The 16,109-nt window shown below is 43.4% G+C and carries 15 protein-coding genes and 1 pseudogene; 4 read left to right on the forward strand and 12 right to left on the reverse strand.

Annotated elements, in window-relative coordinates:
* The first annotated feature begins 285 nt into the window (after positions 1–285).
* The gene (locus ACYQ4O_RS11215; protein ID WP_460175648.1) at positions 286–1,419 is read left to right on the forward strand and encodes a porin; all 1,134 of its coding nucleotides are present in this window, start codon (positions 286–288) and stop codon (positions 1,417–1,419) included.
* A 67-nt stretch (positions 1,420–1,486) separates the two neighbouring features.
* Here the strand turns inward: ACYQ4O_RS11215 and ACYQ4O_RS11220 are convergent, their stop codons facing one another.
* The 6 genes and pseudogenes from ACYQ4O_RS11220 to ACYQ4O_RS11245 form a co-directional block, all read right to left on the reverse strand.
* Entirely contained in the window at positions 1,487–1,981 is a 495-nt protein-coding gene (locus ACYQ4O_RS11220) for a prolyl-tRNA synthetase associated domain-containing protein (protein ID WP_460175649.1), read from the reverse strand.
* Positions 1,982–1,987: 6 nt separating this feature from the next.
* Positions 1,988–2,770 carry a MerR family transcriptional regulator gene (locus ACYQ4O_RS11225; protein ID WP_460175650.1) on the reverse strand — a complete coding sequence of 261 codons (783 nt, stop codon included), beginning with the start codon at positions 2,768–2,770 and terminating at the stop codon, positions 1,988–1,990.
* Positions 2,771–3,108: 338 nt separating this feature from the next.
* Positions 3,109–5,919 (reverse strand): autotransporter family protein, encoded by a 2,811-nt coding sequence (locus ACYQ4O_RS11230; protein WP_460175651.1) that lies wholly within the window; start codon positions 5,917–5,919, stop codon positions 3,109–3,111.
* Between the two features lie 1,036 nt (positions 5,920–6,955).
* A pseudogene (locus tag ACYQ4O_RS11235) lies at positions 6,956–7,116 on the reverse strand (IS30 family transposase); the annotation flags it as partial.
* 406 nt (positions 7,117–7,522) lie between these two features.
* Positions 7,523–8,725: an RNA-guided endonuclease InsQ/TnpB family protein gene (locus ACYQ4O_RS11240; RefSeq protein ID WP_460175652.1), complete on the reverse strand. Its 1,203-nt coding sequence runs from the start codon at positions 8,723–8,725 to the stop codon at positions 7,523–7,525.
* Positions 8,719–9,345, reverse strand: a complete 627-nt coding sequence (locus tag ACYQ4O_RS11245) for an IS607 family transposase (RefSeq protein ID WP_460175653.1) — start codon at positions 9,343–9,345, stop codon at positions 8,719–8,721. Before ACYQ4O_RS11245 ends, ACYQ4O_RS11240 begins: the two co-directional genes overlap by 7 nt.
* Positions 9,346–10,196: 851 nt before the next feature.
* On the opposite strand from ACYQ4O_RS11245, the gene ACYQ4O_RS11250 reads away from it, so the two are divergent.
* On the forward strand, positions 10,197–10,907 hold the full coding sequence (locus ACYQ4O_RS11250) for a dihydrofolate reductase family protein (protein ID WP_282163604.1): 711 nt from the start codon (positions 10,197–10,199) through the stop codon (positions 10,905–10,907).
* A 99-nt stretch (positions 10,908–11,006) separates the two neighbouring features.
* Complete coding sequence (locus ACYQ4O_RS11255) at positions 11,007–11,492, forward strand: EVE domain-containing protein (RefSeq protein ID WP_460175654.1); 486 nt, start codon at positions 11,007–11,009, stop codon at positions 11,490–11,492.
* Between the two features lie 62 nt (positions 11,493–11,554).
* Here the strand turns inward: ACYQ4O_RS11255 and ACYQ4O_RS11260 are convergent, their stop codons facing one another.
* The 5 genes from ACYQ4O_RS11260 to ACYQ4O_RS11280 form a co-directional block, all read right to left on the reverse strand.
* The gene (locus ACYQ4O_RS11260; RefSeq protein WP_460175655.1) at positions 11,555–12,619 is read right to left on the reverse strand and encodes a porin; all 1,065 of its coding nucleotides are present in this window, start codon (positions 12,617–12,619) and stop codon (positions 11,555–11,557) included.
* Between the two features lie 431 nt (positions 12,620–13,050).
* The gene (nrdD, locus tag ACYQ4O_RS11265; RefSeq protein WP_460175656.1) at positions 13,051–13,227 is read right to left on the reverse strand and encodes an anaerobic ribonucleoside-triphosphate reductase; all 177 of its coding nucleotides are present in this window, start codon (positions 13,225–13,227) and stop codon (positions 13,051–13,053) included.
* 11 nt (positions 13,228–13,238) lie between these two features.
* On the reverse strand, positions 13,239–13,616 hold the full coding sequence (locus ACYQ4O_RS11270; protein ID WP_460175657.1) for a hypothetical protein: 378 nt from the start codon (positions 13,614–13,616) through the stop codon (positions 13,239–13,241).
* The gene (locus ACYQ4O_RS11275; RefSeq protein ID WP_460175658.1) at positions 13,609–13,971 is read right to left on the reverse strand and encodes a YcbK family protein; all 363 of its coding nucleotides are present in this window, start codon (positions 13,969–13,971) and stop codon (positions 13,609–13,611) included. Before ACYQ4O_RS11275 ends, ACYQ4O_RS11270 begins: the two co-directional genes overlap by 8 nt.
* Entirely contained in the window at positions 13,968–14,273 is a 306-nt protein-coding gene (locus tag ACYQ4O_RS11280; protein ID WP_460175659.1) for a phage holin family protein, read from the reverse strand. Before ACYQ4O_RS11280 ends, ACYQ4O_RS11275 begins: the two co-directional genes overlap by 4 nt.
* Before the next feature lie 63 nt (positions 14,274–14,336).
* On the opposite strand from ACYQ4O_RS11280, the gene ACYQ4O_RS11285 reads away from it, so the two are divergent.
* On the forward strand, positions 14,337–15,548 hold the full coding sequence (locus ACYQ4O_RS11285) for a tyrosine-type recombinase/integrase (RefSeq protein ID WP_460175660.1): 1,212 nt from the start codon (positions 14,337–14,339) through the stop codon (positions 15,546–15,548).
* A gap of 1 nt (position 15,549) precedes the next feature.
* Here the strand turns inward: ACYQ4O_RS11285 and ACYQ4O_RS11290 are convergent, their stop codons facing one another.
* Positions 15,550–16,068 (reverse strand): DUF4376 domain-containing protein, encoded by a 519-nt coding sequence (locus ACYQ4O_RS11290; RefSeq protein ID WP_460175661.1) that lies wholly within the window; start codon positions 16,066–16,068, stop codon positions 15,550–15,552.
* Between the last annotated feature and the right edge of the window lie 41 nt (positions 16,069–16,109).

A 16,109-nucleotide genomic window follows, 5' to 3' on the forward strand; every position in this document is an offset into this window, starting at 1 on the left:
AGATTCCTTAATTTTCTATCTATGAGAGAGTCCTTGGGATGAAGGTAAGCAAGAAGTCGGAAGAAGTAGCGGATCTGATGCCGTTACTTATCTTCTTATCGAACAACTTGTACCTCAAGAAAGACCCATCCTGAAAATCTCAAAACTTCTGAGTAGCGTTAACCATTTAACAGTTTTTGTCTCCAAGCTGAGGAACAATGAATTATCTGTTTTCCATCTAACACAGTCGAAAAATAAGAAAGTGGAAAATAAGAACTATGACTACTCAAACCAAGGAGTTTAAAAATGAAATTAAAGACTCTTGCATTACTTTGTTCCTCCGCAATTTGCTCTGCTGCATTTGCCGGCAATGTTGAAATCTATGGCGCAGTTGACGAATACGTAGCCGTCAACGCAACAGGCGGGGAATGGAAGACAGCTATTAAGAGTGGCGGTCTCACCGCTTCCCACTGGGGCATTAAAGGAACCGAAGATCTTGGCAACGGCGTAGAAGTTTTCTTCAATTTAGATAACGCTTTCTTAGCTGATAACGGCAGCGCAACATTTGGAAATGACGGGAAAGCATTCAGCCGTGAAGCTAACGTCGGTGTCCGCGGCAAATACGGTCAATTGTCCTTCGGTCGTCAATACACTCCTCACTTCTTAGTATTTGCTATGTTTGACCCGACAGAATTGAGCCTCGGTTCTTCCGACTCTCCTTACTTCTTCCCGGGTTCAGCCGCCGTTACTGGTCAAGACGGCAATTTAGTCCGTGCAGACAACTCCTTGATGTATGTTCTTCCGACACCATTCGGACTTACTAATTTCTTCTATGTTGCTTTAGGCGAACATACGGATGCGGCCGGATCGCAGGACTCCAACAGCAAAGGCAATATTTACAACTACGCAGCTAAGTTTGATCATGGCAACTTCTCCATCATGGGCAGCTACTTATTCCGTAAGTTCAGTCCAAACGGACAGCCTGCAAGTTGGAACAACCAGTATTTAAATTTTGCTGCCAGCTATGACTTCGGTGTTACAAAACCTGTTGTCCAATTTACTAAGAAATTCACAAATAACGAAGACGCCTCAGCTAACTTCTGGATGGCTCAGTTAGGAACATCTACTCCTTTGTGGGGCGGCAAATGGATGGTATCTGCATCTTATTTGAAGAATCAGACCGTCGATAAAGCCGATGCTTGGTCTTTGGGCACCAAGTACGCCTATCCTCTGTCTAAACGCACCCGTATTTACGGCGGCGTAGAAGCTGTCTTCAATGATGACAAGGCTGGATATGCCATTGAAGCCGGTCCGGATAGCTCTCTGCACTTCAACTTCTCAGGAGACAATGTCGGTAAAGGCAATGGATACGGTATTCCAGATAACTTGCTCGGCAAGAACTCTGTTGAATTCTTCGTTGGTATCAACCATCAGTTCTAATTTTCTTATAACTTAGACTCAAAACGCCCGTTTAGCGGGCGTTTTGCTTTAATTGCTTCTGACTCGCTTATGCCATCTGAATGGTCTTGTACTCAATACCAAGCTGCGGAAGGAGCTTACCAATAATATCTGCCACGCTCATTTTCAAACTGCAGTCATTGGTACACGGATGACAGTCGATATACTCGGCTTTCAGCACATCTTCGTCAAAGATTAACTGAACGTCTTTTTCTTCGTTATAGAGAAGTCCCAGCAACGAGACGGCACCAGCGAAAGTATTTAATTTGTTCCGTAAGTCTTCTGCACTGGCAAACGACAAATGACCGCAGCCAATTTGCTTTGCAGCGGCTTTGGAATCAAAACGTTTATTGCTCTCTAAGACAATCAAAAAGAATTTTTTCTTATTCTTTACAAGGAGAGATTTGCAGCATAAAGAGGACAGTCTGGCAGCTATCTTTCTTCCTTCTTCCACCGTCAAAATTGGCGGATGGTCATGAATCTGACAAGGCACTTTTAACTCTTCTAATCGCGCCAACACTTCTTTCTTAGGATCGAAGGTCATTTTTTTCTAGCTTACCGGTATCATCACTTTGAAATAGGCTTCCTTTTTATTAGAGGAGAGCACGTCCAAAACATTAAAGCACAAGATGTTGCCGTCAACGGCAAAACCAGAATCACCAATTTCTTGGATTACCGTGCTGACCGCATTGCGCTTAGCGTCAAAATCTCCTCTGCCGTACCAGACAGCAAATTGACCTTTCTTAATTTTTATTTTGGTGCTTAAGTCAACCGTATCTTTTAAGAAAAGCAGACCCAAGATTACAAGGCGTCCTTCTTTAGCAGCATTTGAATCCAAAAGGATTCCGAATACAGGGACCGGTACAGGAGAAGTCAAAGTTTTTTCTAGAACTGTACTGTAGTCGGCGTCCGTGGAGATTTCCTGCGGTTCTGTTTTGACAAGCAAGAAGCTTTGTTTTGAGTTTTTCTGAACCATTAAAGAATCAAGAGGAGCTTCCACCGCTTCTACTGCCAACTCACCCAGTTCTTTCAGAAAAACTCTTTCTATTTCCAACTTAGAAATTTGATCTTCTATCTTCTCGGAGGCTTGTATCAAAGAACATCCATTCTTTTTATTGGTTCCGGTCTGACAGAGTGCCTCAATTTCCTTTAATGAGGCTCCCGAATCTTTTAAAAAAGAAAGGAAATGGAAGTCCATTAACTTGGAGTAGGAATAATTTCGATAACCGTTCTTTAAAACCTGATCGGGCTTGAGTAAACCAAGCTTGTCGTAATGGAACAGCGTTTCTTTTGTTGTGCTGCAAAGCTTTGCAAACTCTTGAGTCTTAAACATGATTCTGCCAAAGAATAGTGTTGGATTAGAGTTTAACCAACTTCGGTCTGAATTAGGACGCTAAACTTTAGTAAAAGAGCATGGGTCAACAATATTGGAGCCGGGATATACGAAATTTTTAATGCGGGATGGCTCTTATCTGCCTAGGACTCTCAGTTCCGTTCTTCCTTTGTATTTAGACGCCATCAAGCCACAAATACCGACACCTCGTCGAAGTTAGAAAAAGACCATTCTCCGAACGCAAAAAGATTACCGGCAATCAAAGCTTTTTGGAATGCCGGCAAACAACTTACGTTACGTTCTTTTAGGCTCTAGCTCTGAGTAAACTCTTTCAGAATTTAAAACTGCCACTTCAAGCCAACTTGAGCTTCAATCTCTTTGGTATAGTGAGCGCCTTTTTCACGCTCTATGTGTCCGTAAACCTTAAGATTCTTTCTAACTAGCCAATCGGTAGCTAAGCCGTAATACACTCGGTTGCCGGTCAACTTATCGGAAAATCTTTCATCGTTTATATAGACTTTTTGTTTTCCAAGAAACTCATTCTTTACACCGGCGCGAAGATAGACTTGTCCTTTATCCTGACCTTCAGAAGACTTAATATCTCTACCGAGGGCCACGCCTAACCTTCCGGTCAATGAATTGAAATTGCCTTGTTTAACTTTCATTCCGTTCGACAAGGTAAAGTTATCTCCATGGATGCGGTAGTATGCCAGCTGAAGCTGAGGTTCTACGAACCAGGTCTTTTGTACGTTGATAAAAGATTTCTTTCCGACTTCGGCTGAAACACCGACACCCCAGTTCCGATACGTTCCCCGGACTCCGGTGCCGTCAAGCATTGAGGTATTCAACCTTTGGTGATAACGATCAGCACTGAGAATCAAGTCGGCATAACATCCTTTCTCATTGTGCCAAACAGCGTATGCATTCAAACCTTCAGAGTGGGCATCTCCTTTTGCTTTAAAGAAAGCGTCCTTTGTTTTTTGATTGGCACTCGCATATTTGAAATTACCGCCAATTAACCACTCACCCACCGCTGTATCGTATCCGAAGTTAAATCGATAAACGGTAGATTTGAAAGATGTTGACGAAAAACCGGCAATGCGATCTTTTTGAGCACCGACGGATGCCCAAAGACCTTCTCTGACTTCTCCGCGTACGTCCCGACGAATTTCTCCGAGACGTTCTCTTAAGTCGGACAGCTGTCCTTGATAGAAAGCCGTCTGCGAGCCCATACCTGCCATTGCGAAAATCGCTTCAGCCGATGGCGAATACACAGGAAGTGCCGGACCAGGATTATCTGGTGAAGGTTTATCTGGTTTTGGAGGATCCGGAGGAGTGGGATCCGGGGGATCGGGCGTAGGTTCTGGCGGCTCTGGCTCCTCCTCTACAGGCAGACACTCGCCTTCTTTACACGGAGTCAAGTACCAATCTCGCTTATCTTTTTCCGTTTCATTCTGGACATTTGCCAAGCGATAAATCCTGGCTCCTTCATCGATAGCGCGATACTTCTGACCATTAATTTCTTTGGGCTCAAGAAGAAAACTTTCTTCCGGTGTGTCAACGGGAGCTTTGACTAGTATTTCACTGTCAGTCCCATTGCCTGTACCGGCCGATGTGATTGAAAGGAAACTTTTGCCTGTAACGTTATCTTTGACAATAATCTTGTCATTAAGCTTATTGGCAATGTCTACATCTAAACGGAAGATACCCTTTGTGCTGTCTAATGTACCAAGGGTTACTGTGCCATATGTAGCATTCAAGGATGTGTCTTTTTCTCTAGTTAAATCAACAGTAGAGTTATCTAATTTAAGGCTTGAGACGGTGGACGAATAATCTTGATTTTCTGCTAGTCCGGTTAGTACGTTCCAAGTGGACTCTTTCATGAAGAACGTCGGCACTGTTTCATTGGCTGAAGCAGTCGCGTCCAATATGTGGCCGTTGAATACAGAACCAGGTCCAAAGTAAACTTGGTTTTTCCCGCTATCGGGGGCAAATTCAAAACCTCCTTGGATTATGGATTTTGTCTTAGATGTTTCAGAGCCGTATAGTAATCTCCCTTGTGTGTCTGTAATAAAGAGTACTGTGCCTTCTACTTTTTTTGAAAAGATGTTTAAAGTTGCACCATCCTCGATATAGGCTGCATGACCTCCTAAAAGAGCGACCGGATAATAAAGATTTCTATCGTCATCCAGAATCTTACCTAACCCACGGTGTGGGTTCCCTTTCGTTTCAAATAATAGATAGGAACCTCCGATGTTTGTTTTAGCGTTTTCTCCCTCCAATAGAAATGAAACAGGTGCTTTATCGGCGAATCCTCTTAAAAGAACCTCCCCGTCATTATTTACGTTCAAATCAATGGTTGATTTAAGAGCGTCGATAGCCCATTGGAAAACTATTCTCCCCTCGGAAGACAAGTCTATCTGTGAAGACTCTATTGAGATGTAAGCGTCACTCGACGTATTGGATTTATCCTCAGTTGGAGTGGATTGAATAGCTATGGCCCCTAGCGGCTCTCCTGTTAGAGGATAAATATTCCAGGTACTAGCGATCTTTGTTGACTGGTTTTTAATTGTCACCGTAGACGCGAGAGATTGATAAATCCCTCGTGTTACATGTGAGATATCCAGATCTACATCTTCAATTGTGACTGTCCATGGAAGTGCAGGATCTATTACCTCTCCGTCCCGATTAATATCAAAAGAAACCCCAATGTATAGACCTTCAACCGAGGTATTTCCTTGCACGATTATCCTGTCATTATTCCCCTTCCCTGTGATAGTAGTAGTGGTCAGATATTCGTCTATTCCAATTCTTGGAAAGAAGTTAATTCCGGCCCCACTCCCGGCTGGTAGTGGGCTAAAAGTTAAAGTCCAGCCGTCCTCGATGATAACCTCGTCTCCTGAGAGAATGGTTGGTCGCCTTGCGTTTCCTGCTTCGTCAACGAGTTTCCAAGCTGCTGTTGAATCAATAACTTTATTAGTCCAATCGATTCCTTGTCTGCCCTTCTGTTCCTCTAATTTTTTAATTGTTTCGTCATTCAACAAAAAAGTAAGATGTTCAGCCGAGACCGCCACAGGAAAGAGGGCAACAGCGGCTAAAGCGAATCCTGCAATCAATCCAATATTTCTGTATGGATCTTGTTGAACCAAGTCGAAGGAATATTCAGGGGACGTCTGATTCTTAAGAATCGTCGCGCAGAGAATTCTGCTTCCTTCATTGAATCAGTTAACCGCTTATTTAATTTCTTTGGCCATGATGTTAACCGATAGGAAGATAGCGTATACACAGGTGTACGCATAATTTTTACCCTCAGCTTTTTAATTATTTTTAATAATTTTTTCTTTCCCTGTCAGTGGGAAATTTCATTACACAGGATGTAGCCACAACCTCGCACTGTTTACTACATCAGTTGGGCCCCTGTTGAGGATAGAGTATCACTACTTGCTAGAACGGATAACAAGACAAACAATTCTCAAGTCAAAGTTCGGGGAAATTCATAAATTCAAATCCCCATAAATAGGCAAATGTTTTCCCTTACAGGCTGACCCGTGTCCGCTTGGCAGTCATAAAAGCATCAGTCCTCAACAAACTAAGGATGTGAGAAGAATTTCCGAGATGTCCTAATTAGCTAGCCGCATTTTTCACAAGAAGCTTGGCTCTTCTCCTTTCTTCTATTAGAGCGGAACCGAACAATCTTTCAAGAATTCGACTTCGGAAATCTTAAAATTCTCCGAGAAATTAATTTCGCACTTTCAAGCACGAAACGCATTTTTTTTCTGAAGGTTAACACGACTTTTGCCTTTAAATTCGTCTTAGACGATAACAATCGACAAAATCTGCTAGGTTGAATCCAGATTTTTGACAGAAGGAAGGACCAGGCGTCATGAATCGGCAAGGGCAATGCAGCAAAATGCCGCATTGCCCTTTCCTAAAGCGTATTAAGCTGTCCTCCTCAGTCAAGTACCTTTCGCGGCATAAATCGGCTTCCTGTGGCCTGCCGGTCACATCGGAAGCTATTTATTCCACGAGTACTTGACAGAGTCGGCCAGCGCCGCTATTCGAACGCCAGAGCTTGCACTTGACTGTTAAATACACTGTCTGGTCTAAGGAAGCGATGCAGAGCCATTGGTCTGCTGTTTATCTTGGCCGTGAAAGAGTCGACTTGCTCAGCGCTAAAAGGACTGATAGGCGTGCCCTTGGGCATGTATTGACGAATAAGCCCGTTTGTTCTCTCATTGGTTCCTCTTTCCCAAGTGTGATAAGGCTTGGCAAAATAACATTTAGCACTCCAATTTATCGGCGATATGAACGTGCTTTGCAAGCTCTTTGCCGTTGTCAAAAGTAATAGATTTCACCGTTGATTTATAGGGTCCTAGCAGGCCAAGAATAACAGGGGTCAGTTCTTCGGATGATTTGCTTTTGGCCTTTCCCATAAAGAGCTTTGCTCAGAGGATCAGCATAACTACTGCGCGGGATAAGCCCAAAAACTATCAATGCACAACTAACAGAGTTTCCTAAACTTTCGATAGAATATCGAAAAGTTGGTTGGCTACCTAAAACAACACCTCTATCAACAGACGGCCGGACCGCACCCGAAGAACGTCCTGAAACTCTCGACCCACGCTTTAACTTGAGCAACCGCATGCCAACCTCTATGCACTAGGACCAAACAGAGGAAATAAAGACAATAAGCGTGGAATAGAGCTGTAAAGACATGATTTTTACCGTTCTGCAATACCTACACAGACCTAATCATATTTGATTAAATCTGCCGCTTGCTTCCTGCTTCTCCGAAGACGGTTTCACTCGAGTCTTTCGACTCGAGCCAGAGCCTTCCTCTCCACAGGCTGTCACGGTGGAACTCACCGCCATATTCTTCAAATTTATTGCCGCATTAAGGTCTCGGTCATGGTCTGTTCCGCAACCGGGGCATTTCCATTTGCGAACCGACAAAGGCAACGATTCGAGCTTATAGCCGCAAACAGAACAGGTCTTGCTGCTCGGGTAGAACCTATCCGCAACTATCACCTGACCGCCCCGCATTTCCGTCTTGTACTGCAGCTGTCTGCGAAATTCGTAAAAACTCATGTCGGCAATAGCTCTGGACAAATGACGGTTTTTCATCATGCCGCTCACGTTTAGATCCTCAATCCCGATACTGTGAAAGCGGCGAGTCAAATCCGTCGTCAGTTTGTGCAGCGCATCGGTTCGTATCGAAGCAATACGAGCGTGCAGCTTTGCCAGTTTGATTTTGGCTTTCACTCGATTAGCTGAGCCTTTTTGCTTTCGGCTCAGACTTCGCGAGAGCCGTTTGAGACGCGACAACAATGCTTTGTGAGGCTTAGGGCCGACAATAATTTCTCCTGTTGATAAAGTCGCCAGTGCGGACACTCCTAAATCCACGCCTGCCGCACCTTGGTTTTCGGCTCTAGGCAGGTGTGAATTGTCTTCGGTATCTACAGTAATACTGACAAACCAGCGGTTAGCAACTCGAGAAATAGTGGCCGACATAATTTTGCCCGCAAAGCGCAGCGACTCCCGCATACGTACCCATCCCAGACGAGGAATTCGAATACGGAAGGCGTCAATGCTGAACTGGTCATTGGTCAACGTGAAGCGGTCATCTCTTCCTTTTTTACGGAACTTGGGATATCTGGAGCGGCCGGCAAAGAAATTTTTAAAAGCTTGTCCTAACTGGATAATCGCCATTTGCGGAGCATTCTTGGTCACTTCCAGCATCCACGGAAATTGTTTGCGTTTGATGCTGTTAAGTTGTCGCCGCAGTGCTTCTTGTGATGGCTTGGACAGAGTATTATCCTGCTTCCATGCTTCGTACTGCTTCTTCCACTCGCTCAATGCCCAGTTGTAGGCAAAGCGAGCGGTACCGGCAGCCTGTGACATATAGGCTGCCTGTACGTTGTTTAGATCAAGAGCGATGCGATGGGCGATCAACATTGCGATTCTTCCACCGCTTTCTTCACACCATCAAGAAGTTTCTGATTCTTGCGACTGCGGGAGCCGTATAAGCGGGCAGAGAATAGGTTGACGATCTCCGTCACATCCTCAGCTAGATCTGCTTCAAACGTCGGGTCCTCCCCTTGATTAAGGATCACAACTTCGACATGCTTAGCCTCGCAGACGGCAAATACCAACTCTGCACCAAAGCGAAGCAGTCGATCCTTGTGGGTAATGACTAAACGGCCGACCTGCTCGTCAAGAATAGCCTCCAGCAGCTTCTTTAAACCCTTTTTGTGATAGTTCATGCCGGAGCCTAGATCTGAGATAATCTCAAATGTCCAGCCTTGGCGGGCGCAATACAGTTCCAGAATATGTTTCTGGCGTTCCAGATCCTCTTTCTGATCGTGGCTGGAAACACGAGCATAAGCCACCGTTCGACGGTTGTCTGCGCTGGCGGCATGAATTAGTTCCGGCTTGAGTTTGGCAAGATCATAACGACGATGACCGCCTGCCGTGTGCTCAGCCTTTAACTTACCCGATGCCTCCCAGCGGCGCAGAGTTGTGATTGACACACCCAGTGCTGAAGCGGCTTCACCTATACCTACTAATCTTTTCATTTTATAGATATTAGCATAGATACGAAAAGATTTAAAGCAATCTGTTTGAGCCCTAAGTATTTCGTATTTATTTTTTTATCGCAAGGTTTTTAACCTCTTTTAGGGGGAGGATTAGTACTTCCATATCTCTTAAAATAGTTAGTAAAAAAACATGATAGGAAAACATCCATCTTCTCTCTTAGTTTTGTTCTTTATTTTCTCTACCATTCAAAAAATCTATATTTTTCAATTGGTTCTTTTGAAACTTCTTGATCCTGAATGTGTTATTGAAGAGAAAAAGTTTTCTTTGTTTGAAAAAAACTAGATCTATCACGAATAAATTATTTAAAAACTCTGCCTTTTAGGGAGATGAATTTCACTAATTTCTCCGGCAGTATTCACCTTAAAGCCGTTATCCCAAAAGCTCTCTCCCTCCCAAATACTTCCAAGACTTGTTAAGAAGCGGTAATCTCTCAAGATGTCAAAAGTTTTTAATCACTAATTTTAAAAATTCTTTTTAAGCCTTCTCTTGCTAACCCAAGTTGAAAACTAGCCTGTGTTTGCTCGGCCTCTCCCGCTTCTGTTCCTTTAGAAGATTGAACTTGGGGGCTATTTCCTTCCGTAGCTATTTATTCCTCAGAGGCACCATTACAAGTTGTTATGATTCACTTCACAAGAACTGTTTAGATCATCCTCCGGCTAAGGTTTATCCCGAAACTGCAACCCCTATCAAAGCATTTAGGCGCTGGGGAGAAATTTTCTTCTTTCCTTCCTAAACAATAAAGCGCATACTTACAAATGCAGAACCGTATGCACGTTTTTTGTGCATAACTCCGTCATCAAAATTCATCTTTAGGCAAAGGAGAGTCGAAATGAAAATAATCTGCCACATGATCATGTCTGCCGATGGTCGTCTTATCTCTAAATACTGGTCTCCCCTCTATAACAATTCCTCTGATGTTTCCGAAGTCTATGAAGCTGTAGCTTCTAAAATGCCGTCCGACGGCTGGATCGTCGGCCGTGTCACAATGGCCGAATACGGTGAAGGCATCGTTGAAGAAAAACCGGTAATGGAAGGGCCGAAAACAATGCACACCACAACGTTCGTTGGTAAGAGAGAAGGACGTCCTTTAGCAGTTGTGTTCGATCCTCAAGGAAAACTCCATTACAAGGCAGCCAATCTTCCTACCGGTGAACATATCGTTGCCGTTCTCGGAAGCCACGTCACACGCGCATATCAAAAAGAACTGGAAGACGTCGGCGTTTCCTACATTATGAGAACTCCGGGCAGCAAACTCGAAGAAACAAAGAGCGCCCTCAAGCATTTGGAAGAAGATTTCGGTGCAAAGAATATGCTTCTTGAAGGCGGAGCTATTATCAACGGAAATCTCTTGAAGATGGGCTTGGTTGATGAACTCAGCTTAATCATCTACCCCGGCATCGACGGCAAGTCTGACCATCCGTCTATTATCGAATGCCAGTGCGGAGAAGAATCTCCAATGGAAGCAAGCAAACTTGAACTCAAGAGCTGTGAAACTGTAGGTTCCGGCTTTGTTTGGATCAGATACGCTATCCATCATTAATCTGTCATAACAGATCAACTAAAGCGGCACGAAACTGCCGCTTTTGTTATTTCTGAAGGTTGCTACAATGCACTCTTCTTTGAATACCTAGGTGATCGAATGTCCGGAAAAGAATTTTATGCATGGCTGATGAAGTCCGAACCGTCGGAAGTATCCGTAGACGACGTTCTCGGAATGCCAGAACAAACAGTCGGCTGGTTCGGCGTTAGAAACTATCAGGCCAGAAATTTCATGCGCGACAAATGCTCTACGGGAGATCCGGTCCTTTTCTATCACTCTTCATGCAAGGAACCCGGCATTGTAGGGATTGGACGAATTGCCTCTGATCCTTATCCTGATCCGACTCAGTTTGAAATTAACTCCGTTTACTTCGATCCTAAGAGTTCGGAAATTAAGCCAAGATGGGTTCAGGTCGATGTAAAAGTCCTCTATAAGGTAGAAAGAATCAGCCTCCAGGATTTAAGAGAGATTCCGGAGTGCGAAGGAATGCAGGTACTAAAGAAAGGCAACAGACTTTCCATCACCCCTGTCACAGAAGAACAATGGAATGCACTGAAGCCGCACCTTCATCGACTCTCAGATTAATTTTTCCAAGTACTTCAAAGCCCGCATTCGCGGGCTTTGACATTACTAAGCGGTTTTACAGCTTAGAAGGTGTGGTTGATACCGAAAGTGAGTGTCCAAGAATTGAAGTCAGAGGATTCTTTCAGCATCTTGTTGGCTTGACCGTAACCGGCGTAGGAATAAACCATTGTGCGCTTGCTGAACGGATATTCGTAAGCTGTACCGACAGACCAAATGTTGTACTTCTCGTTAGTTGCTTTATATTTTCCGAAAGCATAGTTGCCTTGAAGCTTCCATTCACCGCCCCAAATCTGGTAACCGATAGAAGCTGTGAAGGCGTTTTGAGTTACTCCTTTTCTGGATGCGAGGCCCATGTCGCTAGGAAGGCTGATCCAGGCCGGAAGGTATTGGCTATGCTGAGCAAACTGATATCCGGCATGAACTGTCAAGTTGCCGAAACCCTGGCTTCCGCCAATAGTAAACAACTGAGTTGACTGAGCATCCATGCCCTTGTTATCAAGCATTTCCCACATAGCGCTGAAGCCTGTGTCGTTCTTGCTGTAATCAAGACCTAAGCCATAGTAGTGAGAGTTCTTAGCCCACTTTTGATCATCGCTGCCTGTACCGTTGGAATACATTGCTGTTACGGTAGCTCCGCCGAATTCCGGGGAACGATAGACAACCAAGTTATCGTAACGATCAGTTGTGATAAAAGCACCGGCTACGCAGCCGTCTGTGTAGTAGGAAGTCCAAAGTGCAGAACCTCTTAAGATAGTGTAAGTACCGTTATCTGAAGACAGACCGCCTGCACGACCGAAGGCCAACTGGCCCCAATCGCTTGTTACCTGAAGTAAAGATTCACGGTTGAATGCTTTACCTGCATCGCCTTCTGCCCCGGTGGATAATTTAAAACCTTGTTCAAGGATAAAGCCTACGGAATAGCCGTTACCTAAGTCTTCGGTACCTTTAAAGCCGAAGCGGTTTCCGCCGTAGATACCGTCGTCCATCATGACTTTGGCGCTCTGATTCTTGTGCTTTGTCACTGTAACGGCTGTATCTAAAACCCCATAAAGAGTTACGTTGGATTCAGCGTAGGCGCAAACAGCAATTGCTGAGCCGACGGCTGCACACAATACTTTCTTCAACATGTGAATTCACTCCATCGAAATTAAAAGTTAGTTAGTAAGGAAAGAATGAAGAAATTATCCGATACAGACACAAAAGAAAACAAAGTTCAAGGAAGAAAATTTTTGAGAAGCTACACCTATAGCTTCTGGCAAACCTTCAGTAAACACCAACTTGCGGGAAAACGATTTCCTTCGGAGACTTGATTTTCTCGTTTCATCAAGCCTAAGGCACCGTGAGTAAGGAAAATTTAGACACAGCGATTCCTTCGGAAGAAACTCCGAATTCAGCCAAATTTGGAAAATAATCAGAAAAGCAAAAGTTGCTTTGTCGATGAAAAATTTGAAGATTCTTTAGAGGCTTAGTGGCGAGATGGGACTAATAGAGATTAATATCCCCAATATTTATAGAGAAATTTAAATAATTTAGTACCTATTTCAGATACATTTAAAAATCAAAATTTAGCCTTGCTCTCAGAAAAATACTTTCTCTCAGCAAATTCTCCCTTTTTGCCAATATTGAAAGAATCAATAGGTCTATGGTACCCCATCACTCTAGTCCAAACTTCACATTTGCTTCGCTCGCATTCTTTAGCGACGAGCTGACCTTTTTCATTTAACAAATCACTCACTTCTTTTCTCCTTACTTATGGTTTTTGTAGCAGAATTCAAGGCCTCTTTGAGCTTCATTGAGGAGCTGTTCTTTCTCGACAGCCAATCTTTGAAATCTAAGACAGTCTCTACCGGAGTTATCTTTGGAGGCTCTTGATTCAAGCATTGAGAGTTGCTGGCGCATCCACTCATACTCATCACGAGCACGAGACTCAGCAACACGCAACTCAGATAAAGCAAGCGCATCGCTTGTCTGCTTGGCTTTGAACTCTTGAATACTTCTCGTGAGCGTTGCGACTTTAATATTGGCATTTTTCAACTCCTCCGAACGCTTGCCATTCGTCAGGCCCAAGCAATAAGCAAAAATAAGAGCAGCAATTACTGCTCCTGACTTAACAAGATTAAGCATTCCATCGTCTCTGAGGTCCGAGGTCAACGTGAACAAAAGTGTCATAGAATCCAACGCCGCCTTTGCAGCGACGGTTTGCTATGATTTTCAAACGCTTTAAATCTTTCTCAAACTCTTTACCGTATTGCGGTCTAATATCAGCAGCCAATCCCTTCGTGTGATAGGAGTTCATGGCTCCTCCAATATTTAAATTGTGCTCCGGAGAACGATACCCCGAATTTATGCAAATTGGCTTTTTAAAATCCGCTCTAATCTCTTCCAACAACTCGTAAAGTCCAGGAGCTACAACATCTGGCCACGGGCTTTCTTTACCATCCTTAGAAATAAATTCACTTGCTTTAAAGTGCTCGCTCATTCGTTTATCCCCGCTCTTTTTTTTAAACCGACTTCAATTAACTTCAAACCGCGATTACCCATCCAACCGGAAATGCCGCTAAACGCTGCACAGACATCCGGAGAAAAGCCTGCTAAATGGACAAAGCAGATGAATGTAATTACTCCACAAAAACCGCTCGTAGCCATTTGCAAAATACAAGTACGCCACTTAAACACTTTACCTTCTTCGATAGCTGATAAGTAATACAGCAGACCACCTGCCATTCCGAAAACAATAGAAATGGCGATATCAGCGGCTGCGTCATGCAGATGCTGCAACATAATTTTTCTCCTAAAGAGAAGACTAAAAATCAAAATTTTTGATAAAAGAAGAGTTTTCTCAAAATGAACAAACCTCCTTTTACAGACAACAAAATTCGGCAGTTAGCTCCGGCACAAAAACGCTATTCCGTCACTGTAGATATTGGACTTTCTATTCGGGTAATGCCCTCAGGGATTAAATCGTGGGTAGTGAGAATTCCTTACAATAACCGAGTGATTGATATAACTCTTGGGCATTTTCCTGAAATTCAAAAACGACAGGCCTGTCAACTCGCAAGAAGAGAACGTCAAAAATACAAACTTGCTCCTCCAAAAGGCTATACATTCCAAGATGCTTATTCGCTTTGGAAAAGTCTCAAGAAAGGTGAGATTGTTAGTTATCGTTCAGAGAAACAACGACTAGAGAAGTACGTCACTGCGTTTTTAGCAAATCGGCAACTTGATCAAATTACTGCCCCAATGGTCATTCAGCTATTAAAACCTATCGAGAAATCAGGTAAACGCGCTACTGCTAAACGTTGCCTAATGAGAATTCGAGAGATTTTTGATATAGCCGTCTGCGCAGGATATCTTCTTCATAACCCAGTAATCGGAGTCAACAGATTATTTAAAACTCCAAAGAAAATTCCCCGACCAGCTCTACCCTGGCAAGAGCTGCCCGAAATTATTGAAGTAATCAATCGAGATGCAAATAAACATATTCAATCGATTTTCTTCTTTTCACTTTATTCAATGCTTCGACCGGGAGAAGTTGCGTCACTTCGTTGGAAGTGGATAGACAAAAACTGCCTAACAATTCCTGCAGAGTTTATGAAAATGAAAAGAGAACACAGAGTGCCTTTAACAGACTATGCTTTATCTTTACTCAGCGAAGCGAAAAAGATATCAAAACACAAACGATCTGCTTATGTGTTCCCAGGGCTGAAATCATCAAATCCGGTTAATAGTCAAATTCTCACTAATTTCATGAGAAACCATTCTTTCTTTAAGGGAAGATTAGTACCTCACGGTCTTAGATCAATTGCACGCTCTTGGATGGCGGATAACAATGTCTCTTATGAAATCGCAGAGACATGTCTTGCGCACACTGTTGGAAGCAGTGTTTCTCGTGCCTACCAAAGAAGTGATTTTTTTGACTCCAGAATGGGAATTTATGAGTCGTGGAGTAGTTATATTCAAGACTGTGCTGGAAAGTCTCGAGTGATAACTCAGAAGATAGAGTCAACAGACTCTTTACAGCAATTTAGTAACGAAAACAAGTTGTGCCAGGCATAGCCTATTTTGACTCGTACGGCACTGTCCAAAGTGCGGTTTGTGTATCTCCTGCAAGCCGCAAAGCTCTTGCCAGCTGCCGTACTGTTACTCTTGCGACTGTATTATTTGCCAACACCCAAGGACGCATTTCAACATCGAGGTCCACATCTTCAGCAATAGCTGCAGCAATTGTTCTGCTCATACGAGTTTGTGCAGTTTCATCTCCGTCAAAAACCATTCCGTCGACTTCAACTGTAATCTTAGATACTGCATCAGCTCTTTCCGCCTTAGCTTGTTCTAATGCTGCAGCTGCTTTTTCTTCTTCTGTCGGCTCCGGAGCTATATACGGAGAAAAGGTTCCGTCTTGGTTCCTAACATATTCTTGACCATCAATGTTTCCAAGCAGAACTTGATACTGAGTTTCTGAAATTTCAAGAAATCCTTTATCCATTAACTCCTTGATCTGTTTTTCAGTTTTCTCTTCCTTGACATACGTCTCACCACGTCTGCCATTTTTATCAAATTTAATCAAATAATTCATAATGATTCTCCTTATAAAAATTAAATAAAAACTCGTGATAA

Source organism: Turicimonas sp. TL08 (assembly GCF_054660695.1).

What these genes read in the sequence shown, in the direction of transcription:
- ACYQ4O_RS11215 (WP_460175648.1), top strand. Translation starts at nt 286, where the DNA reads ATGAAATTAAAGACTCTTGCATTACTTTGTTCCTCCGCAATTTGCTCT.
- ACYQ4O_RS11220 (WP_460175649.1), bottom strand. Translation starts at nt 1,981, where the DNA reads ATGACCTTCGATCCTAAGAAAGAAGTGTTGGCGCGATTAGAAGAGTTA.
- ACYQ4O_RS11225 (WP_460175650.1), bottom strand. Translation starts at nt 2,770, where the DNA reads ATGTTTAAGACTCAAGAGTTTGCAAAGCTTTGCAGCACAACAAAAGAA.
- ACYQ4O_RS11240 (WP_460175652.1), bottom strand. Translation starts at nt 8,725, where the DNA reads ATGTTGATCGCCCATCGCATCGCTCTTGATCTAAACAACGTACAGGCA.
- ACYQ4O_RS11245 (WP_460175653.1), bottom strand. Translation starts at nt 9,345, where the DNA reads ATGAAAAGATTAGTAGGTATAGGTGAAGCCGCTTCAGCACTGGGTGTG.
- ACYQ4O_RS11250 (WP_282163604.1), top strand. Translation starts at nt 10,197, where the DNA reads ATGAAAATAATCTGCCACATGATCATGTCTGCCGATGGTCGTCTTATC.
- ACYQ4O_RS11255 (WP_460175654.1), top strand. Translation starts at nt 11,007, where the DNA reads ATGTCCGGAAAAGAATTTTATGCATGGCTGATGAAGTCCGAACCGTCG.
- ACYQ4O_RS11260 (WP_460175655.1), bottom strand. Translation starts at nt 12,619, where the DNA reads ATGTTGAAGAAAGTATTGTGTGCAGCCGTCGGCTCAGCAATTGCTGTT.
- ACYQ4O_RS11270 (WP_460175657.1), bottom strand. Translation starts at nt 13,616, where the DNA reads ATGCTTAATCTTGTTAAGTCAGGAGCAGTAATTGCTGCTCTTATTTTT.
- ACYQ4O_RS11275 (WP_460175658.1), bottom strand. Translation starts at nt 13,971, where the DNA reads ATGAGCGAGCACTTTAAAGCAAGTGAATTTATTTCTAAGGATGGTAAA.
- ACYQ4O_RS11280 (WP_460175659.1), bottom strand. Translation starts at nt 14,273, where the DNA reads ATGTTGCAGCATCTGCATGACGCAGCCGCTGATATCGCCATTTCTATT.
- ACYQ4O_RS11285 (WP_460175660.1), top strand. Translation starts at nt 14,337, where the DNA reads ATGAACAAACCTCCTTTTACAGACAACAAAATTCGGCAGTTAGCTCCG.
- ACYQ4O_RS11290 (WP_460175661.1), bottom strand. Translation starts at nt 16,068, where the DNA reads ATGAATTATTTGATTAAATTTGATAAAAATGGCAGACGTGGTGAGACG.